The sequence below is a fragment of the Planktothrix sp. PLAVEN19ND genome (assembly GCF_057220675.1).
Window position 1 is genome coordinate 1236564 of record NZ_CM170132.1, and the last position, 22759, is coordinate 1259322.

The following is a 22759-nucleotide window of genomic DNA, read 5'->3' on the forward strand; positions in this document are numbered from 1 at the left end:
GTATTAGAATTTTTATCTTATTTGAATGGTTTAGAAATTAAACTTTGGCTTGAGGAAGATAAGTTACGCTATCATGCTCCCAAGGGCGCAATGACACCGGAAATTAAAGCAGAAATAGGGACAAGAAAAGCTGAAATTCTGGCATTTTTAAAAGATGCCAAAAAACCTTCCAGTGCTGTTGAATTAGCGATTATTCCGGTTTCACGGGATCAGGATTTACCCCTTTCCTTTGCTCAACAGCGACTCTGGTTTCTGCACCAACTTTCACCCGATAGTCATTCCTATAATCTCTTAGAAGCTTTGCGGTTAGCAGGCCCCCTAAATCTGGTAGCATTGGAAAAAAGTCTAACTGAATTGATTCGCCGTCATGAGGTTTTAAGAACTACTTTTCCCATGGTAGAAGGAAAACCAATTCAGCGAATTGCTCCCCCCTCAATAGTAACTTTGCCGATTCAGGATTTACAGGGGTTATCGACGGAGGAACAAACCGAGCGTCTTCGAGAAGTGGCGATCGCTACTTCCTTAAAACCTTTCGATCTCGCTGGGGAATCATTGGTACAATTTACACTCCTTAAACTAAGTTCCGAGGAGTATGTACTGCTGTTGAAAATGCACCACATTATCTATGATGGCTGGTCTTTGAGTATCTTTTTTCGCGAACTATCTTGTTTATATGAGTCTTTTGTTCAAGGTTTACCCTCTCCCCTGGCGGAATTGCCGATCCAGTACGCTGATTTTGCGGTTTGGCAACGTCAATGGTTAACGGGTGAAGTCCTCGACCGACAACTCAACTACTGGCGGGAACAGTTAGCCGGGACACCGACCGTTTTAGAACTCCCAACAGATTATCCCCGCCCCGCAGTTCAGAGTTTCCGAGGTAATGGTGAGGTTTTTCGACTTGATCGAGCCTTAAGCCAACGGCTCAAGCAGTTGAGCCAGGAGTCCGGGGCAACTCTGTTTATGACCCTATTGGCAGCTTTTTTCGTCTTAATTTCTCGTTATAGTCGTCAGTTAGATATTGTTATTGGTTCTCCGATCGCCAACCGCAATAATTCCGCCATCGAGCAACTGATGGGATTTTTTGCGAATACCCTAGCTTTAAGGGGCGATCTTTCTGGAAACCCTAGCTTTCTGGACTTATTAGCACGGGTGAAGCAAACAACTCTAGCAGCCTACGCTCATCAGGATTTGCCCTTTGAGATGTTGGTGGAAAAGTTGCAGCTAGACCGGGATTTGAGCCGGAATCCTCTAGTACAGGTGATATTTTCTCTCCAAAATACCCCTCAATCCGACAGCAAATTATCGGGTTTAAGTATCCAAAATTTGCCTTTATCTATTGATATTCAAGCCAGATTTGACCTGGAAGTGAACTTCTGGGAAGTTTCCGACTGTCTGGAAGCGGTTTGGTGTTATAGCACGGATTTATTTGCTCAGGGCACGATTACACGGATGGGTGGGCATTTTCAAACTTTATTAGAAGCGATCACCGTTAATCCCAGAATCGGAATTTTTGAGTTGCCTTTATTGAGTCAAAGCGATCGTGATCAATTATTAATTGAAAGTCACCAAACTCAAACCGAATATCCCCAAGATCAGTGTATTCATCAACTATTTGAAAAACAGGCAGAACTTACACCCGATGCAGTAGCAGTAGTATTTGAAAATCAACAACTGACTTACCAGCAATTGAATAGTCGCGCTAATCAATTAGCCCATTACCTAAAATCTTTAGGAGTAGAAATTGACAGCTTGGTCGGGATTTGTGTGGAACGTTCTTTAGAAATGATTATAGGATTATTGGGTATTCTCAAGGCGGGTGGAGCCTATGTACCCCTCGATCCAGATTATCCCCAAGAACGTCTAAGCTTTATGCTGACGGATACTCAGGTAAAAGTCCTGTTAACTCAGGAGTCTTTGGTTTCTTCTTTTCCAACCCATCCAGCCCGTGTCATCTGTTTAGATAAAGATTGGGAGACCATTAACCAGCAAAGTCAAGATAATCTTAATCGTGCGGTTTCTGCGGAGAATCTGGCATACATAATTTATACCTCTGGTTCTACGGGTAAACCCAAAGGCGTTGAAATTGTTCATCGTGGCGTTAATCGTCTTTTGTTTGGCGTAAATTATGTTAATCTCGATGCCAAACAAAGATTTCTACAGATAGCAACTATGGCGTTTGATGCTTCCACCTTTGAGATTTGGGGGGCTTTATTGCATGGGGGTAGATGTGTTCTTTTCCCGGGAAATATGCCTACAGCGAATGGTCTCAGGGATGAAATAGAGCAACATGGGATTACTATTTTATGGCTGACGGCGGCTTTATTTAACGCCATAATTGATGATCACCCCCAAGCATTATCAGGAATTAAACAGCTACTAATTGGTGGAGAAGTGCTTTCGGTTGCTCATGTTCAGAAAGCCCTGGAAGCCCTACCATTTACGCAAATCATTAATGGATATGGCCCGACAGAAAGTACAACTTTTACTTGTTGTTATCCTATTCCTAGACAACTTGAGACCACTATAAAGTCAATTCCCATTGGGAAGGCGATCGCTAATACCCAAGTTTACATTTTAGATAATTATTTGCAACCAGTTCCTGTAGGTGTACCAGGAGAATTACATATTGGCGGGGCTGGGTTAGCCCGGGGCTATCTTAACCGACCGGAATTGACACAAGAGAAATTTATTTCTAATCCCTTTGGCTCTCCCCTTGACTCCTTTGAACCCCCCCAACCCCCCCTTACTAATGGGGGGCTAAAGAGCAATCTTACCAAGGGGGAGGTAGAGAGCAATTTCCCCTCGCTTACCAAGGAGGGGCTAGAGAGCAAATTTCCCCCCCTTGGTAAGGGGGGGCTAGGGGGGGTCAAAGCCGGGGCTAGTAAACTATATAAAACCGGGGATTTAGCCCGATATTTACCCGATGGGAATATTGAGTATATTGGACGGATTGATCATCAGGTGAAAATTCGGGGCTTTCGGATTGAGTTGGGGGAAATCGAAGCCGTACTGAGTCAAAACGAGGTTGTTAAAGTAGCTTGTGTGATTATCAGGGAAGATCATCCTGGGGATAAACGCCTAGTCGCTTATGTTGTACCACAACCTGATATGACACCAACAACGAGGGATTTGCGTCAGTTTCTTACCCATAAACTGCCTAGCTACATGATTCCTAGTGCTTTTGTGATTCTGGAGTCTTTGCCCCTAACTGCCAATGGCAAAGTTGATCGCAGAGCTTTGAAAGCTCCTGATAATACCAGTGATTCAGAGAGATTTATTGAAGCGCGGAACCAATTAGAATTAAAATTGGTGCAAATCTGGTCAAAAGTGATAAAAATTGACAAAATTGGTGTGCAGGATAACTTTTTTGATCTAGGTGGTCATTCCCTTTTGGCTCCCTATTTAATGACCGAAATTAAACAGCAATTTAACAAAGATATTCCGTTAACTACGCTTTTTCAAAATCCAACTATTGAACAGTTAGCAACAATTATCCAAACAGATTCAGATCACAATCATCAGTCCTGTTTAGTCGCTATTCAACCTAATGGTTCAAATCCACCTTTCTTTTGTGTTCCAGGAGCGGGGGGACGACCATTTTATTTATATCATTTAGGACGTTATTTGGCAGCAGCAGATCAACCCTTATACAGTTTTGAAAATGATCTGTATCGGGAATTAGGATCGATCACTAGCATTGAAGATATAGCTAGTATTTATATTAAAGCTATCCAAGATTTTCAGCCCCAAGGCCCCTACTTTTTAGGCGGACATTCCTATGGAGGAAACGTCGCGTTTGAAATGGCTCAACAGTTGCGAAAACTGGGACAGGAGGTTGCTTTGGTAGCAATTATTGATTCTTCAGCACCGACCTATAAAGATAAGCAAATGCTGATTGATTATATTAATTGGGATCATGCTAGATGGTTAGCTGAAGTTAGCAAAGGTATAGAAGTTTATTTAGACAAGAATGTAGATATTTCCTACAATACCCTGCAACCTTTAGCTGTGGAGGAACAATTAAAATATGTTTTAACCTATTTTAAAATGGCTAATATGTTGCCTCCCCATGCCGAAACTACCGAACTGGAAAATATCGTACAAGCCTATAAAACTAGCTGTTTATGTCTGGTTGATTATTTACCAGAACAGATTTATCCGGGTCAACTTACAATTCTACGCGCTAACGAAGATTTGCCAGAAGATCCCAATAGTGAGTTAGTTTCTGAATGTTCACAGGATTTATCTTTAGGCTGGAGTGAATTTTCTACAGAACCAGTAGATATTCATTATGTATTGGGTAATCATATCACTATTATGGCAGAACCTCATGTTCAAGTTTTAGCCGAACAGTTAAAAGTTTGCATCAATGCCAAATATTCAAAGTCCCATTAATCCAGAAGTATTAAGATAAGTCCCAATATCTGAAAATACTATCTTTTCGTGAAATTAATGCAGATAAGTATAACGTCGCAAACTGCGTTCATAGTTCTGTAATAGCAGTTGAGCTTCTTCTAAACTAATCCGACTGTGTTCTAATGCTTGTTCGGTCTGGCGACGAATACTTTCAATTAAATCCTCCGTATCATAATGAACATAACCCAAAACTTCGTGCATAGTATCTCCTTTAATCACGGATTCAATTTGATATCCTTGAGGAGTAAGTTTAATATGAACAACATTCGTATCCCCAAATAAATTATGTAGATTTCCCATAATTTCTTGATAGGCACCCGCTAAAAACATTCCCAAATAATAGGGTTGTTTTTCATTGGGATTTTGAGATAAATCGTCACTCTGTTCTAAAGAATGTAATTCTAAAACGTATTTCACATCTCGTAAATCAATAAACTGATCAATTTTGCCATCACTATCACAGGTTAAATCCGCTAAAGTTGCCCGTTTTGTCGGTTCTTCATCTAATCGATGAATCGGCATTATGGGGAATAATTGATCAATCGCCCAAGTATCAGGGGCGGATTTGAAGACGGAAAGATTGACATAATAAATTGAAGCCATAATCTTTTCCAAGTCTTCTAATTCATCGGGAATATAATCGGAATTTCTAACAATTTCTAGGATTTTTCGACAACAGGCCCAGTGAATTTTTTCAGCTTTAGCGCGATCGCTTAAACTTAAATAACCAAACCCAAATAAACTAATCGCTTCCCCCTTAAATTGAGTAGCATCGTGATAGGCTTCTTGGTAATTATCCTCATTAATAGATTGATAAGTGTCATCCAAATTCCTTAAAATTAGATGATCTTTTTCAGCAATAGCCGGGGGTTCATCCATCGGAATATCACTACTTCCTAACACATCAAATACTAAAACAGATTGATGGGAAGCGATCGCCCGTCCACTTTCACTAATTAATGTGGGAACCGGTAATTTTCGCTCCTCACAGGCTTCTTTAACCTCGGCAACAACATCATTAGCATAATTCTGCATATTGTAGTTTTTAGAGGCGTGGAAATTGGTTTTAGACCCATCATAATCGACACCTAAACCGCCCCCCACATCCAAATATTTCATATTTGCCCCTATTTTCGCCAATTCCACATAAATTTGACTGGCTTCTTGTAGGGCATCTTTAATCACACTAATTGAAGAAATTTGAGAACCAATATGAAAATGTAACAGTTGCAAACTATCTAACATTTCAGCTTTTTTCAGCTTTTCAACCACTTCCATAATTTCAGGAATGGTTAGGCCAAATTTAGCCCGATCGCCCGTTGATCCACCCCAACGTCCCATCCCCCTGGTACTTAATTTAGCCCGCACTCCCACAATCGGACGAATGCCTAATTGTTGACTCGCAGCGATGACTAAATTCACTTCTTCAATTTGTTCTAAAACAATAATTGCCGTCTGTCCCAAGCGTTGAGCCAATAGGGCAGTATCAATATATTCTTGATCTTTATAACCATTACAAATTAATAGGGATTCAGGATTTTTTAGTAATGCTAAAGCGATGAGTAATTCTGGCTTTGAACCCGCTTCTAAACCAAAATTATAGGGCTGACCAAACCGGACTAAATCTTCCAGTAAATGTCGTTCTTGATTACATTTAACCGGATAAACCCCCCGATAAACCCCCGGATAACTATAACGGGCGATCGCCTTAGCAAAACAAGCATTTAATCGTTCAATTCGGTCTTCAAGAATATCAGGAAAACGAATTAATAAGGGTAATTCAATATTGCGACTTTTCAGAGATTCGACTAATTTTAATAAATCTAAAGATCCCCCTCGGTTCGCTTTCGGGGAAACCGTAATATTACCCACAGCATTAATCGAAAAATAAGGATCACCCCATCCCTGAATCCGATAGAGTTTTTCGCTATCTTCAATTGTCCAGGTCTTTTTCACCGTCACCTGGGGGGACTCCATTGTCACCTCGGGTGTCTGGGTTTTAGGGGCGAGTGCATTGACATCCATCTGTTTCTATCCTTGCCGTTGAGCAACCATCAGACAGTGTAGCGGTTTAAGTTAATCTTGACCAGCCATCTGTTACCAAGGATACGGTAATCTAAATTGTGAACTTGAATCACAGTTAAGGAGATTCCCTTGGAACGGACATTTATTGCAATTAAACCCGATGGCGTCCAGCGTGGACTGGTGGGAGAAATTATTGGGCGCTTTGAAGCCAAAGGCTTTACCCTGATTGGTTTGAAGTTGGTGATTGCCAGCCAGGAGTTAGCCGAACGCCACTATGATATCCACAAAGAAAGACCTTTTTTCAAGGATTTAGTGTCTTTTATTACCTCCGGCCCCTTAGTAGCCATGGTCTGGGAAGGGGATGGCGTTGTAGCTTCTGCCCGGAGAATTATTGGAGCAACCAACCCCTTAACCGCCGAACCGGGTACAATTCGGGGAGATTTTGCGATTAGTATTGGCCGTAATATTATCCATGGTTCCGATGCCATTGAAACCGCACAACGGGAAATTAGTCTCTGGTTTACCGATGCTGAATTAGCCAACTGGGAATCGACGATTAAACCTTGGTTAGTTGAGTAGTTTTAATGGTGTTAGCGGTTAACAATTATCGGTTAACCGTTAACGATTAACTATTATTCGGGACATCCGCAACTCGTTGGGAAAATCCCCAAGCAAATAAACTCAGAGTGAGAACAACCATTAACCATTCCGGCGGGACTAAAGCCGAATCAATCACCCGCATTAATAATCGTAACCCCACTAAACCAACGGTTAAATATCCAGCAGTTTCTAAATAGACATATTCCTTTAACCACTTAATAAATAAACTCGCCATAAATCGCAAAATAATAATTCCGATGGTTGCCCCTGTAATTACTAGCCAAGCTCGATCTGAAATGGCAATCGCGGCAGTGACACTATCAAGAGAAAAAGCCAGATCCGTTACGGCAATCAGGGGGAGAACTTGCCAAAAAGACTTATAACGCAATACTTTTTCTGAATCATCTTCCTGACTTTTATTGAAAAAATATCGAAATACTAACCAAAGTAAATATAAAGCTCCTAATAATTCAAACTGCCAATACTTAATCACCCAAGTTGCAGTAATGATCAAGATAATTCGTAAAATAAAAGCTAAAAATAAACCAATATTTAAAGCTTTGTTTTGAAGTTTTGGATCTTCCAATCCACAGGAAATAGAAGCAAGAGCAATAGCATTATCAGCTGATAATACTGCTTCTAGGGCAATTAAAATCGGCAGTAATACGAGAAGATTTAACTCTATATTTCGAGAAAATTCAAGAACGTTATCAAGATCTAACATTAACGATTGATGATTCCTATAGTGTCCTAATTTTTGATTATATTAGAGTTTGCCATCTTTGTCGCCGATTGCTCAGGATGGGGGGCAGGGGGAGTAGGGGGAGCAGGGGAAGCAGGGGGAGCAGGGGGAGCAGGGGAAGTAGGGGGAGCAGGGGAAGCAGGGGGAGCAGGGGGAGCAGGGGAGGTAAACTCTTTCTATTACCCATTACCCATTACCCATTACCCATTACCCATTACCCATTACCCATTACCTGTTCGCTTTTCAACTTTTTGTTACGATACCCTTCCCAAAATGCCCAAATTAGTTGACATTGGTTAACGATTATCTCAATTTATGAAGGAGCTATTCAAGAATGGCATTAACAGATACTCAGGTGTATATTGCCCTGGTTGTTGCCTTGATCCCTGGAATTTTGGCCTTCCGTTTGGCGACCGAACTGTATAAATAGAAAATTTCGAACTTATTAGTGAAAATTCACTGGTAACTGGTCAATTTCTAAATCTGTCTCGACAAAAATAACCCAAATAGCAGACAATTAACCCCAAATGGGATAAAGTATTGTGTGTTAACTCGGTAAAGGTGTCGGGACAGTTTTTTATAGGGATCTGCATCGGATGTTAATTCTTTACCCGTTTTAGGGAAAGCTAAAACCCGCTACTACTGTTGGTGTTCCGTGCGTTGTGACGTTAGTGAAAAGATCATGTCTGCGATTCGACCTGTTCCCCAAATTATTCCACCCGTTTCCCCTTCTCGCCGTCCCCGTGCGCGTCGAACCTCTAGGCGCCGACCGATTCATAACCCGGGTCTACTTACGGTGGAAACAACCGTCAAGTTAGGTGTCAATCTGATTTTGTCTGCGTTTGCCCTCTCTGCCTTAATTCAGATTTTGCCCCAACATCGTTCTGCCTCAGAAAAACTTCAGGATATTCGAGCTGAGGTGAAAATCACAGAAGAAAGAGTGACCAAAGAAAGGGAAGAATTTACTCGCTATTTTGATCCCCAGCAAACTAAAAGTATTATGCAGGAACAAGGGAACCGAATTGATCCCACTCAAAAGCCGATTATTTTCTTAGAAAAACCTCCAAGCACCATAGCAGAATCAGCGGAGGAACCAACAACCACTTACGCAGGTTTAGAATAGAACCTAGAAAAACTTTATGCGGTGAAAGGGAAAGCAAAGCTAGTATTTATAATTAGAGAATAAACAGCGATCGCTATCCTGTACAAAAACATTGCTGACAAAAGCAATTGCCCCTTTCTCTAATTCACAAGATAATCACTCAGAGTTTTGAGTAAGTGTCGATGTCGCTCTGATGAAATAGCTCCAATAGAACCGATAATTTGATTACGAGGCAATACAGCAAGAAAACCTAACCGAATCAAAGATTGAGAGCTTGACATCCGCCCCGCCGTAAACGGATGGGGATTCCATCTATTTCAACAAATCAAAAATTGATAGCTGTTGAAATGCTGGTGGGTTGACGCTTCGCCGAGATGCGCTTTCCTTGGAAAGTCTAACCTTCTCTCCACGTCCGTTTAAAGTCTCCGTGCATCCCTCCGGCGACTTTAATATTAATTGCAGCATTAACATCTCGATCATGAGAAGTGCCACAATTCAAACAAATCCAATTTCTTACAGACAAATCTAATTTACCGATTTTAAATCCACAACAAGAGCAAGTCTTTGACGTAGGCTCCCATCGGTCTATCACTCGGAAATCTCTACCATATTTTTCCGATTTAGCTTCTAGGAAAGTTCTAAAACTTCTCCATCCTAAATCAGAAATAGCTCTTGATAATTTCCGGTTCTTAATCATCCCTGACACATTCAAATCTTCCAAGACTATTGTTTGGTTTTCACGAACAATCTGTGTAGATAACTTATGTAGGAAATCGGTACGGGTAATAATATCGTCAAAACCCTGCACTTGTTGATGTAGTTGGGTACTAACACCACAGACTAAGAAATCTTTATAAGGGGGTAATTCCCTGAGTAGGATGACTGGACGATTCTTGATTTTCCCGTCAGTTTGGGGAATTGGGGTTAGAACAATATCAGCTTCCTTCATAGTCAGGATTTGCTATTTTAATTGCATCCAGTGGATACTCGTCATCCTGACTATAAGCATTGTTTAGTTGATGCTTTGACAGGTACAACCAGGCTTCGTATTCTGCTGATTGTTCCGGGAGAATTGTGATAATAAGTTTTGTGTTTGGTTCAAACTTGTAGGGTTCATCTAGCTGAATAGACTGCCCATCAAAATGTGCGGACAAGGAAATAACTTTCATGGTTTGGATCTCTTTAAGATGATCGCTTTTACCGATTGTATTATATTCTGCTTTTGCGTAGTTGGGGAGAGAAAGTAAACAGAGTTCTGAAAACGCCAAAGTTCTCGCTATGATAGAGGAATGTGGGTTATTAAATAAAGTATTTACTCTCGATGCTCTCCATTGTAGTAAGGGAACAACTCAGGCAATAATTGAGAGCAAAAATGATTATTTAATTACGGTAAAAGGCAATCAAATGAAATTGCACAAGCAGATCAAAAAATTAGCAAAAGTTGAAAAGCCTTTGACAGTATATGAAGAAAAAGATTTTAGTCATGGACGAAATATTAGCAGAAAAGTATCGGTATTTGATAGCCAAAATGTGAATCATAAAAATTATCCTCATCTTCAAAGTTTTATTGAGGTAGAAAGAACAGGTTTTCGGGGTGATCAAGAATATAATCAAACCTTATATTATATTAGTAGTCAGAAATTAAGTGCGAAAACATTTGCAGAAAAAATTAAAGCACATTGGTTAATTGAAAATCAAGTACATTGGGTCAAAGATGTAAATTTTAATGAAGATAAATCAGGAATAAAAGGGATAGACGTAGCGGGGAAATTCTCGTTATTAGTAACATTAGTTTTGAATATATACAGAAGTTTGGGTTTTAGTTCAATAAAAGAGGGACAGTCATGGTTGGGAAATAAATGGCTATTTTTTGCTGTCAATAAATATCAAAATTGTTCATTCTTAATATTTCTAACTTATCTGATTAAAATTAGAGGTAATTTGACCGGAAAACTTGATGATTTTTTTTGAAGATAGCGATCGCATTTTGGAAAATGAAAACGCCCTGCATTAAGAGAAGATGCGCTGAAGCGCAACAACGGGTAGAGACGCGCCGTGGCTCGTCTCTACAGGGTAGAATTAAATCAGTTTAACTGCACGCAGGGTAAATAGGATTCCCACTGCTGCGACTAAAGCACCCGCATAGATGACCAAGTAAGCGATCGCACCATCGGCTGTAATCATTAGACATCTCCATAAACATTACTCTATTGAATCATGAGTGATCATTCTGTGACTATCCGTAACGGGTTAAAAATGGCATACAATTTTTAAGAGTGAGTTAATCAAGGAAAAATATGGAGTCGTTGATTCGGGTAAATTTAGGTTTATTATCCTATAATATTGCCATCGGTGCTGGAAATTTAGACAGATTAGGGGAGGAGATGACCTCCTTAAATTTAGGCAAAAAAGTATTATTAGTTTCTAACCCGGAAATCTTTAATTATTATGGAGAACGCACCTGCACAGCTTTAGAAAAAGCGGGGTTTGATCTGGCTATTTGTACCCTTCCCGCCGGAGAGGAATACAAAACCCCCCAAACCCTGCAAACAATTTATGATGCAGCGTTAAAACATAGACTAGAACGTTCCTCCACGATGCTTGCTTTAGGGGGAGGAATTATTGGAGATATGACCGGGTTTGCGGCGGCGACGTGGTTACGCGGAATTAATGTGGTGCAGGTTCCCACCTCTTTATTAGCGATGGTTGATGCGTCTATTGGGGGTAAAACCGGGGTAAATCATCCCCAAGGAAAAAATTTAATTGGGGCATTTCATCAGCCGAAATTAGTCTTAATTGATCCCGATGTTTTGCAAACCCTTCCTGAGCGAGAATTTCGGGCGGGAATGGCAGAAGTGATTAAATATGGTGTGATTTGGGATCATAAATTATTTGATAAATTGGAACAATCCCAAAACTTAGATAATATTCAATCTTTAGATAGTGGATTGTTACAAGAAATTTTAACCCGTTCCTGTCAAAGTAAGGCTGATGTGGTGAGTCAAGATGAAAAAGAATCGGGGTTAAGAGCAATTTTGAATTATGGTCATACCATTGGTCATGCCGTTGAAAGTTTAACCGGATATACCGTGGTAATTCATGGGGAGGCGGTGGGAATTGGCATGGTCGCCGCCAGTCAAATTGCGCTTAAATTAGGATTATGGGATGAAGATAGCGATCGCCGTCAATTTGAGATCATTGAAAAGGCAAAATTACCGACCCAACTCCCCCCCGGACTCAAGATTGATGAAATTTTAGAGAGTCTACAAACGGATAAAAAAGTTAAAGCTGGAAAAGTCCGATTTGTTTTACCGACCCGCATCGGAGCCGCAACGGTAACAGATATTGTCACTTCTGATATAATTCGTCAAGTATTAGAAACTTCTCCCATTCATTGTCCGGCTTAGATGGGCAAAACTTCATATTAATGTCATCGGATTGACACATTAACTTCATATCCTGACGATAATCTATAAATCAAAGGCAAGTTAACTCCTCACACCCAAATCACGTTTCGTTCCTCACCACTGGCTCATCACCAGTGGATTTTTTTTGCTTGATTATTTGTCGTAGTACACTGGAAAACACTGCACTTAAACCTGGCTAAACTCACCCATGAGAAAATGGACTCCGATTCTACTGTTAACCCTCTATTTACTAGCGGTGGGGGCGACAATTGGACTGAAAAATCGAGATTGGATTGTGGCACAGGGGATGACATTATGGCAACAACAGCCTGCCCCTTTGCCCTTGGAGCGGGTGATGGCGGAAACGGTCTCTCCACCCCCGGAACCCGCAGAGACTAAACTGGTAGCGGATGAGAAACCCCCAGAACCGCCCAAGGTGAAGGAGCCACAACCAGAAACCCTGGTTAATGTTAATAATGTTCCTGTGCCGGGAACCTGCGCCCTACAACCCGACCCGAACCCCCCAGTTAATGGTAGACCTGGGCCACCCGTTAATCCAGTAACGTTATATCGGTTTCGCCGACCAACGGATGTGCAAACGGCCAATCTTCCAGGGGGGGCGGGTTACACTCCGAATGAGTATCAAGCCATGGCGAATGGGACGAATTACGGACAACGGTTTTTATATGATATTAACGGCCAAGCGGTGAATAATGCCCCGATTGTGGTCATCCATGAAACGGTATCGGATGTTTATAGTGCGGTAAATTTGTTCCAAAATGCCCAAGCTTCGGAGGATAATCAAGCCAGTTATCATACTTTAATTATGTTAACCGGGGATATTGTTTATATTGTTCCCCCGGATTTAAGAGCTTTTGGTGCGGGAAATTCGGTGTTTGCTAGTTCAACGGGAACGGAAACCGTAAAAACCCATCCTAAACGTCCGCCTTCGGTGAATAATTTTGCCTATCATGTTTCTTTAGAAACCCCTGTAGATGGTCGAAATAATGCCAATTCTCACAGTGGTTATACCACCGCACAATATCAATCTTTAGCCTGGTTAATAGCAAAAACCGGAGTTCCTGATGCCCGAATTACAACCCATGCGGCGGTTGACCGTTCGGGAGAAAGGCGAGATCCTAGAAGTTTTGATGCTCAACTGTTTTCGCAATATTTACAATCAATACCCCGGACTCAGGAAATTATGATTAGTTGTCAATCTGCCTATCTGAATTAAAATAGTTATAGCAGGGAACAGGGAACAGGGAACAGAGAACAGAGAACAGAGAACAGCTAATTTTGAACCACAAAACTTTTTAAGGATACTATGCAAGTTAAAGGGATAAAAAGAGGCAAGACCATTGAATTATTTCAAGATATTGACCTACCTGACGGCGTAGAAATTACCGTTGAAGTTAAAACAGTACCAATTTTAAGTTTATCGGAACGCCTGAACCGTTTAAGAGCTATTTTTGGAGCGTGGCAAAATCAACCCGAACTCGATGAGATTTTTTCAGAAATAGATCAAGAACGCCATCACTATCAAGGTAGAAAAATGATTGATTTTGATTAAAATTATGTATTTACTAGATACTAATATTTGTATTGCTTTATTAAAAAATAATCCTCTGGCTGTTTCTGAGTTTACTGTCAAAACAGAGACATCCTACTTGTCTACAATTGTGATTGCCGAATTATATAAAGGGGTGTATTGTTCTCGTCGAGTTGAGGATAATTTAAAAACCTTAAATGAATTTATCAGTTTAATCCCAATTATTGAATTTGATTTACCAGCTTCCTTAGAATTTGGGAAGATACAGGCTGAATTAAGAAAAATTGGAAAACCGACCGGAGAACTGGATGCTATAATTGCAGCAGTCGCTCGTTCTCGTCAGTTTATTCTGATCACAGATAATATTCGACATTTTGAAAATATTCCTAATTTACAAGTAGAAAATTGGTTAAACTCCAATTAAAAACAATCACAAAAATATTAATATCACAATGGGATTTTTGCCTGGTGAGGGTTCCCCCAAATCACGGTTTCATGTTTATAAATCACCATCCCCGGTTTAGCCCCTTTAGGTTTATAAACGTGCTTAGGTTTAGTATAAATAACCGGAACTTGTTCACTATTTCTAGCTCGACTATAATAGGCTGCTAAATTAGCCGTAAATTGTAAATCAATATCATCAGCAACCTGTCCGGGGTTTAACCGTAATAAAACATGACTTCCGGGGATTTCTTGAGTATGAAACCACAAATCATAGTCCGTCGCTAATTTAGAGGTTAACTGATCATTTTGACGATTATTTCTACCAATTATAACCTCAATCTGATTCGGGGTTTGATAACGATGGAATTGTGTTGATACAGTAGCATTAGGACTGCGATAATCAGGAATATTAATATACCCTTGTTGAATTAACTCCTCTCGAATTTCGGCCAAGGTTTGTAAATCTTCGGCGGTTTGATAGGTTTCAACTAAACTAATTGCTGACTCGACTTGTTCTAAATAGTTAATTTCGGTTTTAACTTCATTTAATAGGGGTTCAACGGCAATTCTCGCCCGTTTTAGCTTTTGATGTCGTTTATATAAACTTTGAGCGTTTTGGACGGCATTACTCTCGGGATTTAAGGGTATTTTAACCGGGTTTCCCGTCTCAAAATCCGGTAAATGAATCTCTTTCATGCCTGGTTTCCATTCGTGCAGAAAAGCCATTAATAAATCCGCTTTTGCCCGATAATCGTCCGCTTCATCGGATTGTTGTAACCGTTGAATAAATTGATCCGCTTTAACTTGTAATTTAGTTAAAACACTATTAAGTTTTTGACTGACTTGATGACGCAGTTGCTGAAATTCCTGTTGATTTAACTGATTTGTATAATAAGTATTGAGTAAAATTTGAACCGATTTAACTTCAGAAATATTTTCTAAATTCCAAGGGATAACATCATAGCCTTTTGTAGTATAATTGGGAATAAAATATTGATTTTCTAGGGTTTTTAGCCAAGTTTGCCAACTTTTAAATAATCGATTCCAGTCTTCTGAATTTAAACTATTAGTGGGTTGAGTTGGATCTAAACTCGCAGTTTCAATCATGGCTTGAACTAGCCCAGAACTTAAACCTCGATAGTTTTTTAATAGTTGTTGTTTTAAAGCACTGGGAATCAAACTAACCCGCTCTTGCCAACGGGATTGATCTTCATTTAAACTCGGAATTGGTTCGGTTAATTTGGGGGGAAGTTCATAGAATTGATTGGTTAAAATGGGTCGAACACTCGATTGTTGTAGATTCACTTGATGGGCAGCCGTAACAATAATATTGTCCGATCCCGTTAAAATTACATTACTATATTTCCCCATAATTTCCACATACAAATGCCATAGGGGAGTATCCCCCGGACGTTGGGCAAATTGCAGATCTAAAACTCGTTCCCAGGGGTCAACTTGCCGAATTTCAACTAATGCTAATCCCGCCAATTGATGACGAAGTTGATCACTAAAAGTAAAGGTATCAGGAATGCGAGGAGGAGGATCACCGATGCAAATTCTAGCCGCTTGGGGATGGCAAGAAATATCAAGCCAGCCTCGACTTTTTAGGGTGCGTAAGCCCAAAGAAATCGTAAAGCGATCGCGTTGATACACCTGTTCTAACCGCGCTGGAAGCCAGTCTTGCCGCAGTTCACCACAACTGGCGATTAATGTTGTTAAATCAAAAGATTGCATAATATTTGTCTGATCGCCTTAACCCTTCCCTATTGTCTCACTATTTTTCCCACCTGACCTAATCTTTTAGAACCAGATTATTTGAGAGAAATATCTCTGAAGTTTAACCCGTTAAACTTTTCCCTACTTTAAATAAAATTGAAACCGTTGCTGCATTTGTTCTATGGTTAGTTTTTGTGTCCAATATTCCACCAAAGCATGACCAAATGCCCAAGCATTTTTGTCTGGGGGATTGGGATTTTCTAATAGCAACGGCCAGAGAATTAGTAAATCAAAATTCATCGGATCAGACTCTCCTGAATTTAATAATAAAAATAAGTCATAGGCCATCTGTAATTTACCAATGACAACGGGTAATTGTTCGACGGGAATTTTTTCTGCGAGTAACAAGGCTAAAGTCGGAGATCCTGTGGCTAAGGTAGAAATAAATCTCAGAATTGGACTTTTTAATAACGCCGCTAATCCTTGAGTTGTTGCCATTTGAAAGGTATAATGATCAATGATTTTAGCCGTGGCAACAATTCGAGCTTCTTGATTTTGTAAAAATCGAGCTAAACGCATTTGTTTAGCGGGATTAATCGTTTCTAAAATAGCAATAGATAACCCATTTACTCCCCAAGGTTGGCGCTGGGTTTGACTATCCTGGGTAACAATTGGTAACACGCGATCGCAATATTCTCCTAACTGTTCTAACCGATATTCTGTAGCCTCTCGAATCGCTTTTTCTTTGGGACGATTTCCCCATTGCCAATCATAGGGCGGTTGCCATTCGCGGATGGGACGTAAGCGATCAACTTGGGTAATAATTGTAATAATGGGTAACTCTAATTCCTGCTGTTTGATCTCGCGTAAAAAATCCACATCCATCTGCAAAGCTGGGTCAAGGGCAGGGGTGACTAATAATAATAAATCTGCGTTAGTTGCATAGTCTAAAACCTGTTCTCGTAACTCAGGACGATTCACCTGTTCATAACCCGGAGTATCCCATAAATTCAGGCTCTCTCCGGTGTCTGTTTGCCACTGATAATTTTGAATCTGATCGGTACTGGGTAAGACATCGACGATGGCTTGATCCATTTGAAATAGGGTATTAATCAAACTACTTTTTCCTGCCCCTGTACGTCCAACCAAGAGCAAATTAACGGGTTTTTGTTCTAAGGTTTTAATCGGTTCTGTCGTTGTTAAAATATCCCGGAGGGCTTGGGTTTTTGCTTGAGGAAAGGAAAGATTATTAACAGAAAATTCCGTTACGGGTAAGGTGTCTCCACTATAAAGGGTGATCGCTTGACAACACAAATTTCTTAAAGCCACTTCTCGTAAAGATTGACTCAAATTAACTAATAATTGTTGTGTGGCTTGATTGGTAGTTTTTTGGGTCGAAACCCGCGCTAAAGCGGATACTGGATTTAACAGCCATTGCGCCCAATTCCAGACTTTTAAAAGTTTACGAGCCGAGGGTTCTAACTTCTGATAAACTTGATAGGTTTGATAGGCTTGTCCAACGGTTACTTGATTTAAAGCTGGAGATAACTTTTGGATTAATTGATCCAAATCATCCATAGTTCCCCGCATTAATTGATAGGCTTGGGGAATATAAATACTCAAAATAGGATATTGAACTTCAGGATGATAAATATTAGCTACGGTTGTCACCACATCTTGACAGCGTTTCCAAAAAATCGAACTATCTTCCCAAATTGGCGGATCATTCTGGGCTGCTTTTAAAATTTCTTGTAGGGCTGTTTCAACTTGAGTAATATTGGAATTTGTAGAAGGTTGTAATCTCGATTGATCCAAGGATAATTCTAGTTCCTCATTAAATTTGGCTGTGACGGTTTCCATCTCTTTCAGCATTGGTTGAGTCCATTGGACTAATAACCAACGCCAACCCACAAAAATCAAGGTAAATACCGCCCAAATCCAATTCATTCCCCAATCATGAATCGTGACCCCCGCCGCCGTTAGCAAAAAAATCACAATCATTGCCATCGGTGCGATCAATACCATCCATTGCCATAGTTTGAGTCTAATCATCGTTGCTTCCTCAAAATTCATAGACTATTGTTAAAGATAGATCATTCAATCAGAATTTAACCGATTAAGAAAGTGCGATTGTAAGTCAACAAGATCCGCTAAAATGTTAAGGTTGGCTAAAATTGAGTCGTTCCAATGGATAATTTACCCCCAGATTCTCAAGATAGTGCTTTTTGGAACCAGATTAGCACGAATGGTTTAGTGCGATTTTTATTGTTTTTTGCCTCTGGATGGGCATTAATTTTAATTTTTAACTATTTTGAAAGTATCTTTTTTACCTTTGTTTTAGCTGCCATTTTTGCGTTTCTTCTCAACTATCCTGTGCGATATTTAGAACGCTATTTGGGTCGAGGGTTTGCGTTAGGAATTGTTCTATTTTTGAGTCTATTCATCGTAGTTGCAACAGGATTAGCCCTGGGAACGATGTTTTTCAATCAGTTTCAACAGCTTCTCTCTCTTGTTGTTGAAAATTTAACCTCAACAGATAATCCTTTTGACAATTTACAAGAGTTTTTTACCAATCGGAAAGTTAATATTAATCTCGCTCCCCTAGAAGCTGAATTTAATAAGTCTTTAGTCACACTCGCGAGTATTCTTGTCGGTACTTTTTCTTCTTTACCGAATACATTCCTTTCATTCGTTATCATTTTTGTTATTTCATTTTTTATGCTAATTGATGGTGAAAGACTATGGTTTTTATTATTAAAAACAGTTCCTTATAGCTATCGTAACCAATTTTCTTTAGCTGTTCAAAGAAGTTTTCTGGGCTTCTTTCGAGGTCAACTTTTACTATCAGTTTTTTTAGGAGTATCTAGTTTTATAGTCTATAGTATCTTGGGAATACCTTTTTCTTTGTCTCTAGCGATTATTATTAGCTTATTTGATTTCATCCCAGGAATTGGGGCAACTTTGGGAATTTTAATCATTAGTTTAATTATTTTAATTCAAAGTGGTTGGTTTGTGATGTTACAAGTAGTCGTTGTCAGTGTGATTTTACAGCAAATTCAGGATAATTTTATTGGCCCTAAAATTATGCAAAGTTCTGTGAATATTAACCCTGTAGTTTTGTTTTTTGCTTTGATGATTGGGGCTAGAATTGCTGGGATTTTAGGCGTATTTCTATCCGTTCCTATTGCGGGCGTGATTGTTAATTTATTAGATATTGAAGAAATGCAATCTAAAGAAGGGAATAAAGATTCTCTTGAAGCTAAAACCTGACCTAGAAACCGGGTTTTTTAATAAGTTCTTCCCTTCCAACTTCCTCCTTTTCCTCGCCAATATCTCAAGGCGGAATCTAAAGTCATTAAGGCATATAAAAATCCAATAAATGGTAAAGTTAATCCCAAAATTGGAGAAAGCTGATAGAGTTTTAGGGTGGGATAATAGGCGGTTTCCATCAATAACCCCGTTAATAAAGCTAAGACTATAATTAACCCATTTCCCTGAACCATTCCCCAGATTAAACTTAGAGGTGATATGAAATAAATTAAAACCATACCGACTAGGGTTGATCCTAATAACAGAGTCGAAAAATTCAGTTGACTAAATGCTGTTCTGGCTACCATATCCCAAATACTTGATAAATTAGGATAGGGTCTTAAACTGTGGGTTGTTTCTGTTAACCCTAACCAAATCGGATAATAGGATTTCGATGTAAAAGGAAAGATAAAACTCCCTATAGAAAAACCCTGATTTACGGGTGTTAGTAATTCCCCTTCTTCTCCCCCTTTACCAAGGAGAGTTGGGGGGGTATTCTTCACCGCTTGCGCTAAGGAACAATCATCAATTAATGCTTGTTTTAAAATAGATAAACCCCCAATGCGAGTTAATGCTTCCTGACGAATTAAAATACATCCTCCCGCCGCCGCCGCCAGTTGACTTTGAGGGTGATTTACCCAACGAAAAGGATATAATTTTTGAAAGAAAAATACAAAAGCTGGAATTAATAATTTTTCCCAAAAACTTTGACAACGTAATAAAACCATTAAGGAAACCAATTGTAAGTTTTCGGTTTCGGCTTTTTCAACTAATTGCTTTAAATTATCGGGAGAATGTTCAATATCAGCATCGGTAAATAAAATATATTGGGGGATATAATTTAACATAGAAATATATTTAACTCCCTGTTCCATCGCCCAAAGTTTCCCAGTCCATCCCGCAGGTAAAGGTTGAGAGGTAATAATATTTAATCTGTCTGTTTGATTTAAACTTTGAGCAGTTTCCTGGGCAATATTTGCTGTTTCATCATTACTTTGATCATCAACTAAAATAATAGAAAATGAACCAGGATAGTTTTGATTGAGAAGCGATCGCAAACTCGTAGAAATTAACTCGGCTTCATTTCTAGCCGGAACAATTATAGCAACAGAAGGATAATTTAATAACGGTTCTTGAACCTCAGAAAGCCGTTGATCTCCTTGCCAAAATTGACCTCTAAATCCTAATAATATTATCCATATTATTAAAGAGAATAGCGTTAAAGTTAAAATTAAATTTTCCATTTTAAAATCAATGTAATTACAGCCCCAAAAAATCGGCTAATTTCTGGCATAAACACCTTCTCGATAACAACATTAAATCGGCACTAAACAAAAAATTACAAAATTAGCTTTAAAATTTATTATATAATAAAACTCTGATTAATTCAACAAAAAATATGATATAATATCTGTAACCAATTAAAAAATGATATTCTCAAAAACAGTAGCAGGAGTTAAACAGATAACAATGAAAATAGAAAATCAAGTCTCTGTAACTCAATTAAAAGATGCGATCGCAGCCAGTCAAAACTTTCTATTCTCTCAACAAAATCCCGACGGTTATTGGTGGGCAGAATTAGAATCTAATGTAACAATTATATCAGAAATTATCCTTTTATACAAGATTTGGGGAATCGATCAAACTCGCCCTTTATCTAAAGCCGAAACCTACTTACGTTCCCAACAACGAGATCATGGAGGTTGGGAATTATTTTATGGAGATGGCGGGGAACTCAGTACCACCGTTGAAGCCTATATGGCATTAAAAATATTAGGGGTATCTGAAACAGATCACGCCTTAATTAAAGCTAAAAAATTTATTTTAGAACGGGGTGGAATCACCAAAACCAGGATTTTTACTAAGCTACATTTAGCCTTAATTGGGTGTTATGAATGGCGAGGAATTCCCTCAATTCCCCCTTGGATTATGTTGTTACCCGAAGGTTCTCCATTTACGATTTATGAAATGTCGAGTTGGGCTAGAAGTAGTACCGTCCCTTTGTTGATTGTATTTGATAAAAAACCTATTTTTCGGTTTGATTCTAGTCTAAATTTAGATGAATTATATACTGAAGGACGACAAAATGCCATCTTTGAACTGTCTAAAAATAATGATTGGACAGATATATTTATCGGGTTAGATCATATTTTCAAATTTTCCGAACTATTTAATATTGTTCCTTTACGAGAACAGGGGTTAAAAGCAGCCGAAAAATGGATTTTAGAACGACAAGAAATAACTGGGGATTGGGCGGGAATTATCCCAGCCATGTTAAATTCTTTATTGGCGTTAAAATGCTTGAATTATTCGGTATCTGATCCAATTGTTCAACGGGGTTTAGAAGCTATAGATAATTTTGCTATAGAAACAGAAGAAACTTATCGAATGCAAGCCTGTGTATCTCCAGTTTGGGATACGGCTTGGGTTATTCGAGCTTTAATTGAATCAGGAATTAACCCTGATCATCCTGCTATTACTCAAAGTTCAGAGTGGTTAATTCGTCAACAAATCTTAGACTATGGAGATTGGAATATTAAAAATAAACAGGGAAAACCTGGGGGATGGGCGTTTGAATTTATGAATCAATTTTATCCTGATTTAGATGATTCTGCTGTGGTCGTTATGGCATTAAATCAAGCTAAAATTGCCGATGAATCCTTGAAAACAGCAACGATAACTAGAGGGATTGATTGGATGATTTCAATGCAGTGCAAAGCCGGAGGTTGGGCAGCTTTTGATATGGATAATGATCAGGATTGGATTAATGCAGTTCCCTATGGGGATTTAAAAGCCATGATTGATCCTAATACGGCGGATGTTACAGCGAGAGTGATTGAAATGTTAGGAGAATTAGATCCTAATTCCTCAGAATTTCAATTGAAAATTCAATCGTTGAAACCATCAATTGAACGGGCAATTTCCTATTTAAAACAGGAACAAGAAACCGATGGTAGTTGGTTCGGACGTTGGGGCGTGAATTATATTTATGGAACCAGTGGGGTATTATCAGCATTAGCGGTAATTAATCCTATTTATAAACAGTGGGGTCATGGTTGTCTTCAACCCTTGATGAAACGAGGGGCAAATTGGTTAGTTAGTTGTCAAAATATTGATGGAGGTTGGGGAGAAACCTGCCACAGTTATAATAATCCTAAATTGAAAGGAAAAGGGGTTAGTACCGCCTCACAAACTGCTTGGGCATTAATTGGTTTAATGGCAACGGGACAAGTAACAGGAAGCTATGAAATGGAGATAATTACAGCAGGAATTAACTATTTAATTTCAACACAACTTTCCGATGGTCGCTGGGATGAATCGGAATTTACGGGAACTGGATTTCCGGGACATTTTTATATAAAATATCATTACTATCAACATTATTTTCCATTATTAGCATTAGGTCGTTATCAAAAGTTACAAGAACTTTAACTCGATATGGAGCG

The 22759-nt window shown here is 39.2% G+C and carries 20 protein-coding genes and 1 pseudogene; 12 read left to right on the plus strand and 9 right to left on the minus strand.

Annotated elements, in window-relative coordinates:
* Nucleotides 1–18 precede the first annotated feature (18 nt).
* Nucleotides 19–4335 (plus strand): annotated as a pseudogene (locus AC2D3N_RS05355) (amino acid adenylation domain-containing protein); the annotation flags it as partial.
* Nucleotides 4336–4449: 114 nt separating this feature from the next.
* Here the strand turns inward: AC2D3N_RS05355 and speA are convergent.
* Nucleotides 4450–6441, minus strand: a complete 1992-nt coding sequence (speA, locus tag AC2D3N_RS05360; RefSeq protein ID WP_079679347.1) for a biosynthetic arginine decarboxylase — start codon at nucleotides 6439–6441, stop codon at nucleotides 4450–4452.
* Nucleotides 6442–6570: 129 nt separating this feature from the next.
* Here speA and ndk point away from each other — a divergent pair, with 129 nt between their 5' ends.
* Nucleotides 6571–7020, plus strand: a complete 450-nt coding sequence (ndk, locus tag AC2D3N_RS05365) for a nucleoside-diphosphate kinase (RefSeq protein WP_079679348.1) — start codon at nucleotides 6571–6573, stop codon at nucleotides 7018–7020.
* A 46-nt stretch (nucleotides 7021–7066) separates the two neighbouring features.
* On the opposite strand, the gene AC2D3N_RS05370 is transcribed toward ndk, so the two are convergent.
* Nucleotides 7067–7765 carry a TerC family protein gene (locus AC2D3N_RS05370; protein ID WP_484693012.1) on the minus strand — a complete coding sequence of 233 codons (699 nt, stop codon included), beginning with the start codon at nucleotides 7763–7765 and terminating at the stop codon, nucleotides 7067–7069.
* A gap of 33 nt (nucleotides 7766–7798) precedes the next feature.
* Here AC2D3N_RS05370 and AC2D3N_RS05375 point away from each other — a divergent pair, with 33 nt between their 5' ends.
* The 3 genes from AC2D3N_RS05375 (at nucleotide 7799) to AC2D3N_RS05385 (ending at nucleotide 8906) form a co-directional block, all read left to right on the plus strand.
* On the plus strand, nucleotides 7799–8083 hold the full coding sequence (locus AC2D3N_RS05375; RefSeq protein ID WP_484693013.1) for a hypothetical protein: 285 nt from the start codon (nucleotides 7799–7801) through the stop codon (nucleotides 8081–8083).
* Nucleotides 8084–8117: 34 nt separating this feature from the next.
* Nucleotides 8118–8213, plus strand: coding sequence for a photosystem I reaction center subunit XII (gene psaM / locus AC2D3N_RS05380; protein ID WP_026788242.1), 96 nt, complete (start codon nucleotides 8118–8120; stop codon nucleotides 8211–8213).
* Between the two features lie 252 nt (nucleotides 8214–8465).
* Nucleotides 8466–8906 (plus strand): slr1601 family putative cell division protein, encoded by a 441-nt coding sequence (locus tag AC2D3N_RS05385; RefSeq protein ID WP_484693014.1) that lies wholly within the window; start codon nucleotides 8466–8468, stop codon nucleotides 8904–8906.
* A 119-nt stretch (nucleotides 8907–9025) separates the two neighbouring features.
* Here AC2D3N_RS05385 and AC2D3N_RS05390 read toward each other — a convergent pair whose 3' ends face one another.
* From AC2D3N_RS05390 to AC2D3N_RS05400, 3 genes are all read right to left on the minus strand, one after another.
* The gene (locus tag AC2D3N_RS05390; RefSeq protein ID WP_484693015.1) at nucleotides 9026–9166 is read right to left on the minus strand and encodes a hypothetical protein; all 141 of its coding nucleotides are present in this window, start codon (nucleotides 9164–9166) and stop codon (nucleotides 9026–9028) included.
* 113 nt (nucleotides 9167–9279) lie between these two features.
* Entirely contained in the window at nucleotides 9280–9834 is a 555-nt protein-coding gene (locus AC2D3N_RS05395) for an RNA-guided endonuclease InsQ/TnpB family protein (protein WP_484693016.1), read from the minus strand.
* Complete coding sequence (locus tag AC2D3N_RS05400; protein WP_484693017.1) at nucleotides 9821–10153, minus strand: hypothetical protein; 333 nt, start codon at nucleotides 10151–10153, stop codon at nucleotides 9821–9823. The genes AC2D3N_RS05395 and AC2D3N_RS05400 overlap by 14 nt, the downstream gene beginning before the upstream one ends.
* A gap of 10 nt (nucleotides 10154–10163) precedes the next feature.
* Between AC2D3N_RS05400 and AC2D3N_RS05405 the strand changes: the two genes are divergently transcribed.
* Nucleotides 10164–10856 (plus strand): ISAs1 family transposase, encoded by a 693-nt coding sequence (locus AC2D3N_RS05405; RefSeq protein ID WP_484693018.1) that lies wholly within the window; start codon nucleotides 10164–10166, stop codon nucleotides 10854–10856.
* Between the two features lie 108 nt (nucleotides 10857–10964).
* Here the strand turns inward: AC2D3N_RS05405 and petL are convergent, their stop codons facing one another.
* Nucleotides 10965–11069, minus strand: a complete 105-nt coding sequence (petL, locus tag AC2D3N_RS05410; RefSeq protein WP_484693019.1) for a cytochrome b6-f complex subunit PetL — start codon at nucleotides 11067–11069, stop codon at nucleotides 10965–10967.
* A 113-nt stretch (nucleotides 11070–11182) separates the two neighbouring features.
* On the opposite strand from petL, the gene aroB reads away from it, so the two are divergent.
* The 4 genes from aroB to AC2D3N_RS05430 all read left to right on the plus strand — a co-directional run bounded on the left by aroB (nucleotide 11183) and on the right by AC2D3N_RS05430 (nucleotide 14268).
* Nucleotides 11183–12292, plus strand: coding sequence for a 3-dehydroquinate synthase (aroB, locus tag AC2D3N_RS05415; protein WP_484693020.1), 1110 nt, complete (start codon nucleotides 11183–11185; stop codon nucleotides 12290–12292).
* Between the two features lie 208 nt (nucleotides 12293–12500).
* The gene (locus tag AC2D3N_RS05420; RefSeq protein WP_484693021.1) at nucleotides 12501–13529 is read left to right on the plus strand and encodes a peptidoglycan recognition protein family protein; all 1029 of its coding nucleotides are present in this window, start codon (nucleotides 12501–12503) and stop codon (nucleotides 13527–13529) included.
* 90 nt (nucleotides 13530–13619) lie between these two features.
* On the plus strand, nucleotides 13620–13865 hold the full coding sequence (locus tag AC2D3N_RS05425; RefSeq protein ID WP_079679158.1) for a hypothetical protein: 246 nt from the start codon (nucleotides 13620–13622) through the stop codon (nucleotides 13863–13865).
* Nucleotides 13866–13869: 4 nt separating this feature from the next.
* Nucleotides 13870–14268: a type II toxin-antitoxin system VapC family toxin gene (locus tag AC2D3N_RS05430; RefSeq protein WP_079679160.1), complete on the plus strand. Its 399-nt coding sequence runs from the start codon at nucleotides 13870–13872 to the stop codon at nucleotides 14266–14268.
* A 23-nt stretch (nucleotides 14269–14291) separates the two neighbouring features.
* On the opposite strand, the gene AC2D3N_RS05435 is transcribed toward AC2D3N_RS05430, so the two are convergent.
* Entirely contained in the window at nucleotides 14292–16022 is a 1731-nt protein-coding gene (locus AC2D3N_RS05435) for an Rqc2 family fibronectin-binding protein (RefSeq protein ID WP_484693022.1), read from the minus strand.
* A 123-nt stretch (nucleotides 16023–16145) separates the two neighbouring features.
* On the minus strand, nucleotides 16146–18056 hold the full coding sequence (locus tag AC2D3N_RS05440; RefSeq protein WP_484693023.1) for a GTPase family protein: 1911 nt from the start codon (nucleotides 18054–18056) through the stop codon (nucleotides 16146–16148).
* 135 nt (nucleotides 18057–18191) lie between these two features.
* On the opposite strand from AC2D3N_RS05440, the gene AC2D3N_RS05445 reads away from it, so the two are divergent.
* On the plus strand, nucleotides 18192–19274 hold the full coding sequence (locus tag AC2D3N_RS05445; protein WP_079679164.1) for an AI-2E family transporter: 1083 nt from the start codon (nucleotides 18192–18194) through the stop codon (nucleotides 19272–19274).
* 17 nt (nucleotides 19275–19291) lie between these two features.
* Here AC2D3N_RS05445 and AC2D3N_RS05450 read toward each other — a convergent pair whose 3' ends face one another.
* Nucleotides 19292–20557 carry a glycosyltransferase gene (locus AC2D3N_RS05450; protein ID WP_484693024.1) on the minus strand — a complete coding sequence of 422 codons (1266 nt, stop codon included), beginning with the start codon at nucleotides 20555–20557 and terminating at the stop codon, nucleotides 19292–19294.
* 226 nt (nucleotides 20558–20783) lie between these two features.
* Here AC2D3N_RS05450 and shc point away from each other — a divergent pair, with 226 nt between their 5' ends.
* Nucleotides 20784–22745 (plus strand): squalene--hopene cyclase, encoded by a 1962-nt coding sequence (shc, locus tag AC2D3N_RS05455; protein ID WP_484693025.1) that lies wholly within the window; start codon nucleotides 20784–20786, stop codon nucleotides 22743–22745.
* Nucleotides 22746–22759 lie beyond the last annotated feature (14 nt).

What these genes read in the sequence shown, in the direction of transcription:
- speA (WP_079679347.1), bottom strand. Translation starts at nt 6,441, where the DNA reads ATGGATGTCAATGCACTCGCCCCTAAAACCCAGACACCCGAGGTGACA.
- AC2D3N_RS05370 (WP_484693012.1), bottom strand. Translation starts at nt 7,765, where the DNA reads ATGTTAGATCTTGATAACGTTCTTGAATTTTCTCGAAATATAGAGTTA.
- psaM (WP_026788242.1), top strand. Translation starts at nt 8,118, where the DNA reads ATGGCATTAACAGATACTCAGGTGTATATTGCCCTGGTTGTTGCCTTG.
- AC2D3N_RS05385 (WP_484693014.1), top strand. Translation starts at nt 8,466, where the DNA reads ATGTCTGCGATTCGACCTGTTCCCCAAATTATTCCACCCGTTTCCCCT.
- AC2D3N_RS05390 (WP_484693015.1), bottom strand. Translation starts at nt 9,166, where the DNA reads ATGTCAAGCTCTCAATCTTTGATTCGGTTAGGTTTTCTTGCTGTATTG.
- AC2D3N_RS05395 (WP_484693016.1), bottom strand. Translation starts at nt 9,834, where the DNA reads ATGAAGGAAGCTGATATTGTTCTAACCCCAATTCCCCAAACTGACGGG.
- AC2D3N_RS05405 (WP_484693018.1), top strand. Translation starts at nt 10,164, where the DNA reads ATGATAGAGGAATGTGGGTTATTAAATAAAGTATTTACTCTCGATGCT.
- petL (WP_484693019.1), bottom strand. Translation starts at nt 11,069, where the DNA reads ATGATTACAGCCGATGGTGCGATCGCTTACTTGGTCATCTATGCGGGT.
- aroB (WP_484693020.1), top strand. Translation starts at nt 11,183, where the DNA reads ATGGAGTCGTTGATTCGGGTAAATTTAGGTTTATTATCCTATAATATT.
- AC2D3N_RS05420 (WP_484693021.1), top strand. Translation starts at nt 12,501, where the DNA reads ATGAGAAAATGGACTCCGATTCTACTGTTAACCCTCTATTTACTAGCG.
- AC2D3N_RS05425 (WP_079679158.1), top strand. Translation starts at nt 13,620, where the DNA reads ATGCAAGTTAAAGGGATAAAAAGAGGCAAGACCATTGAATTATTTCAA.
- AC2D3N_RS05430 (WP_079679160.1), top strand. Translation starts at nt 13,870, where the DNA reads ATGTATTTACTAGATACTAATATTTGTATTGCTTTATTAAAAAATAAT.
- AC2D3N_RS05435 (WP_484693022.1), bottom strand. Translation starts at nt 16,022, where the DNA reads ATGCAATCTTTTGATTTAACAACATTAATCGCCAGTTGTGGTGAACTG.
- AC2D3N_RS05440 (WP_484693023.1), bottom strand. Translation starts at nt 18,056, where the DNA reads ATGATTAGACTCAAACTATGGCAATGGATGGTATTGATCGCACCGATG.
- AC2D3N_RS05445 (WP_079679164.1), top strand. Translation starts at nt 18,192, where the DNA reads ATGGATAATTTACCCCCAGATTCTCAAGATAGTGCTTTTTGGAACCAG.
- AC2D3N_RS05450 (WP_484693024.1), bottom strand. Translation starts at nt 20,557, where the DNA reads ATGGAAAATTTAATTTTAACTTTAACGCTATTCTCTTTAATAATATGG.
- shc (WP_484693025.1), top strand. Translation starts at nt 20,784, where the DNA reads ATGAAAATAGAAAATCAAGTCTCTGTAACTCAATTAAAAGATGCGATC.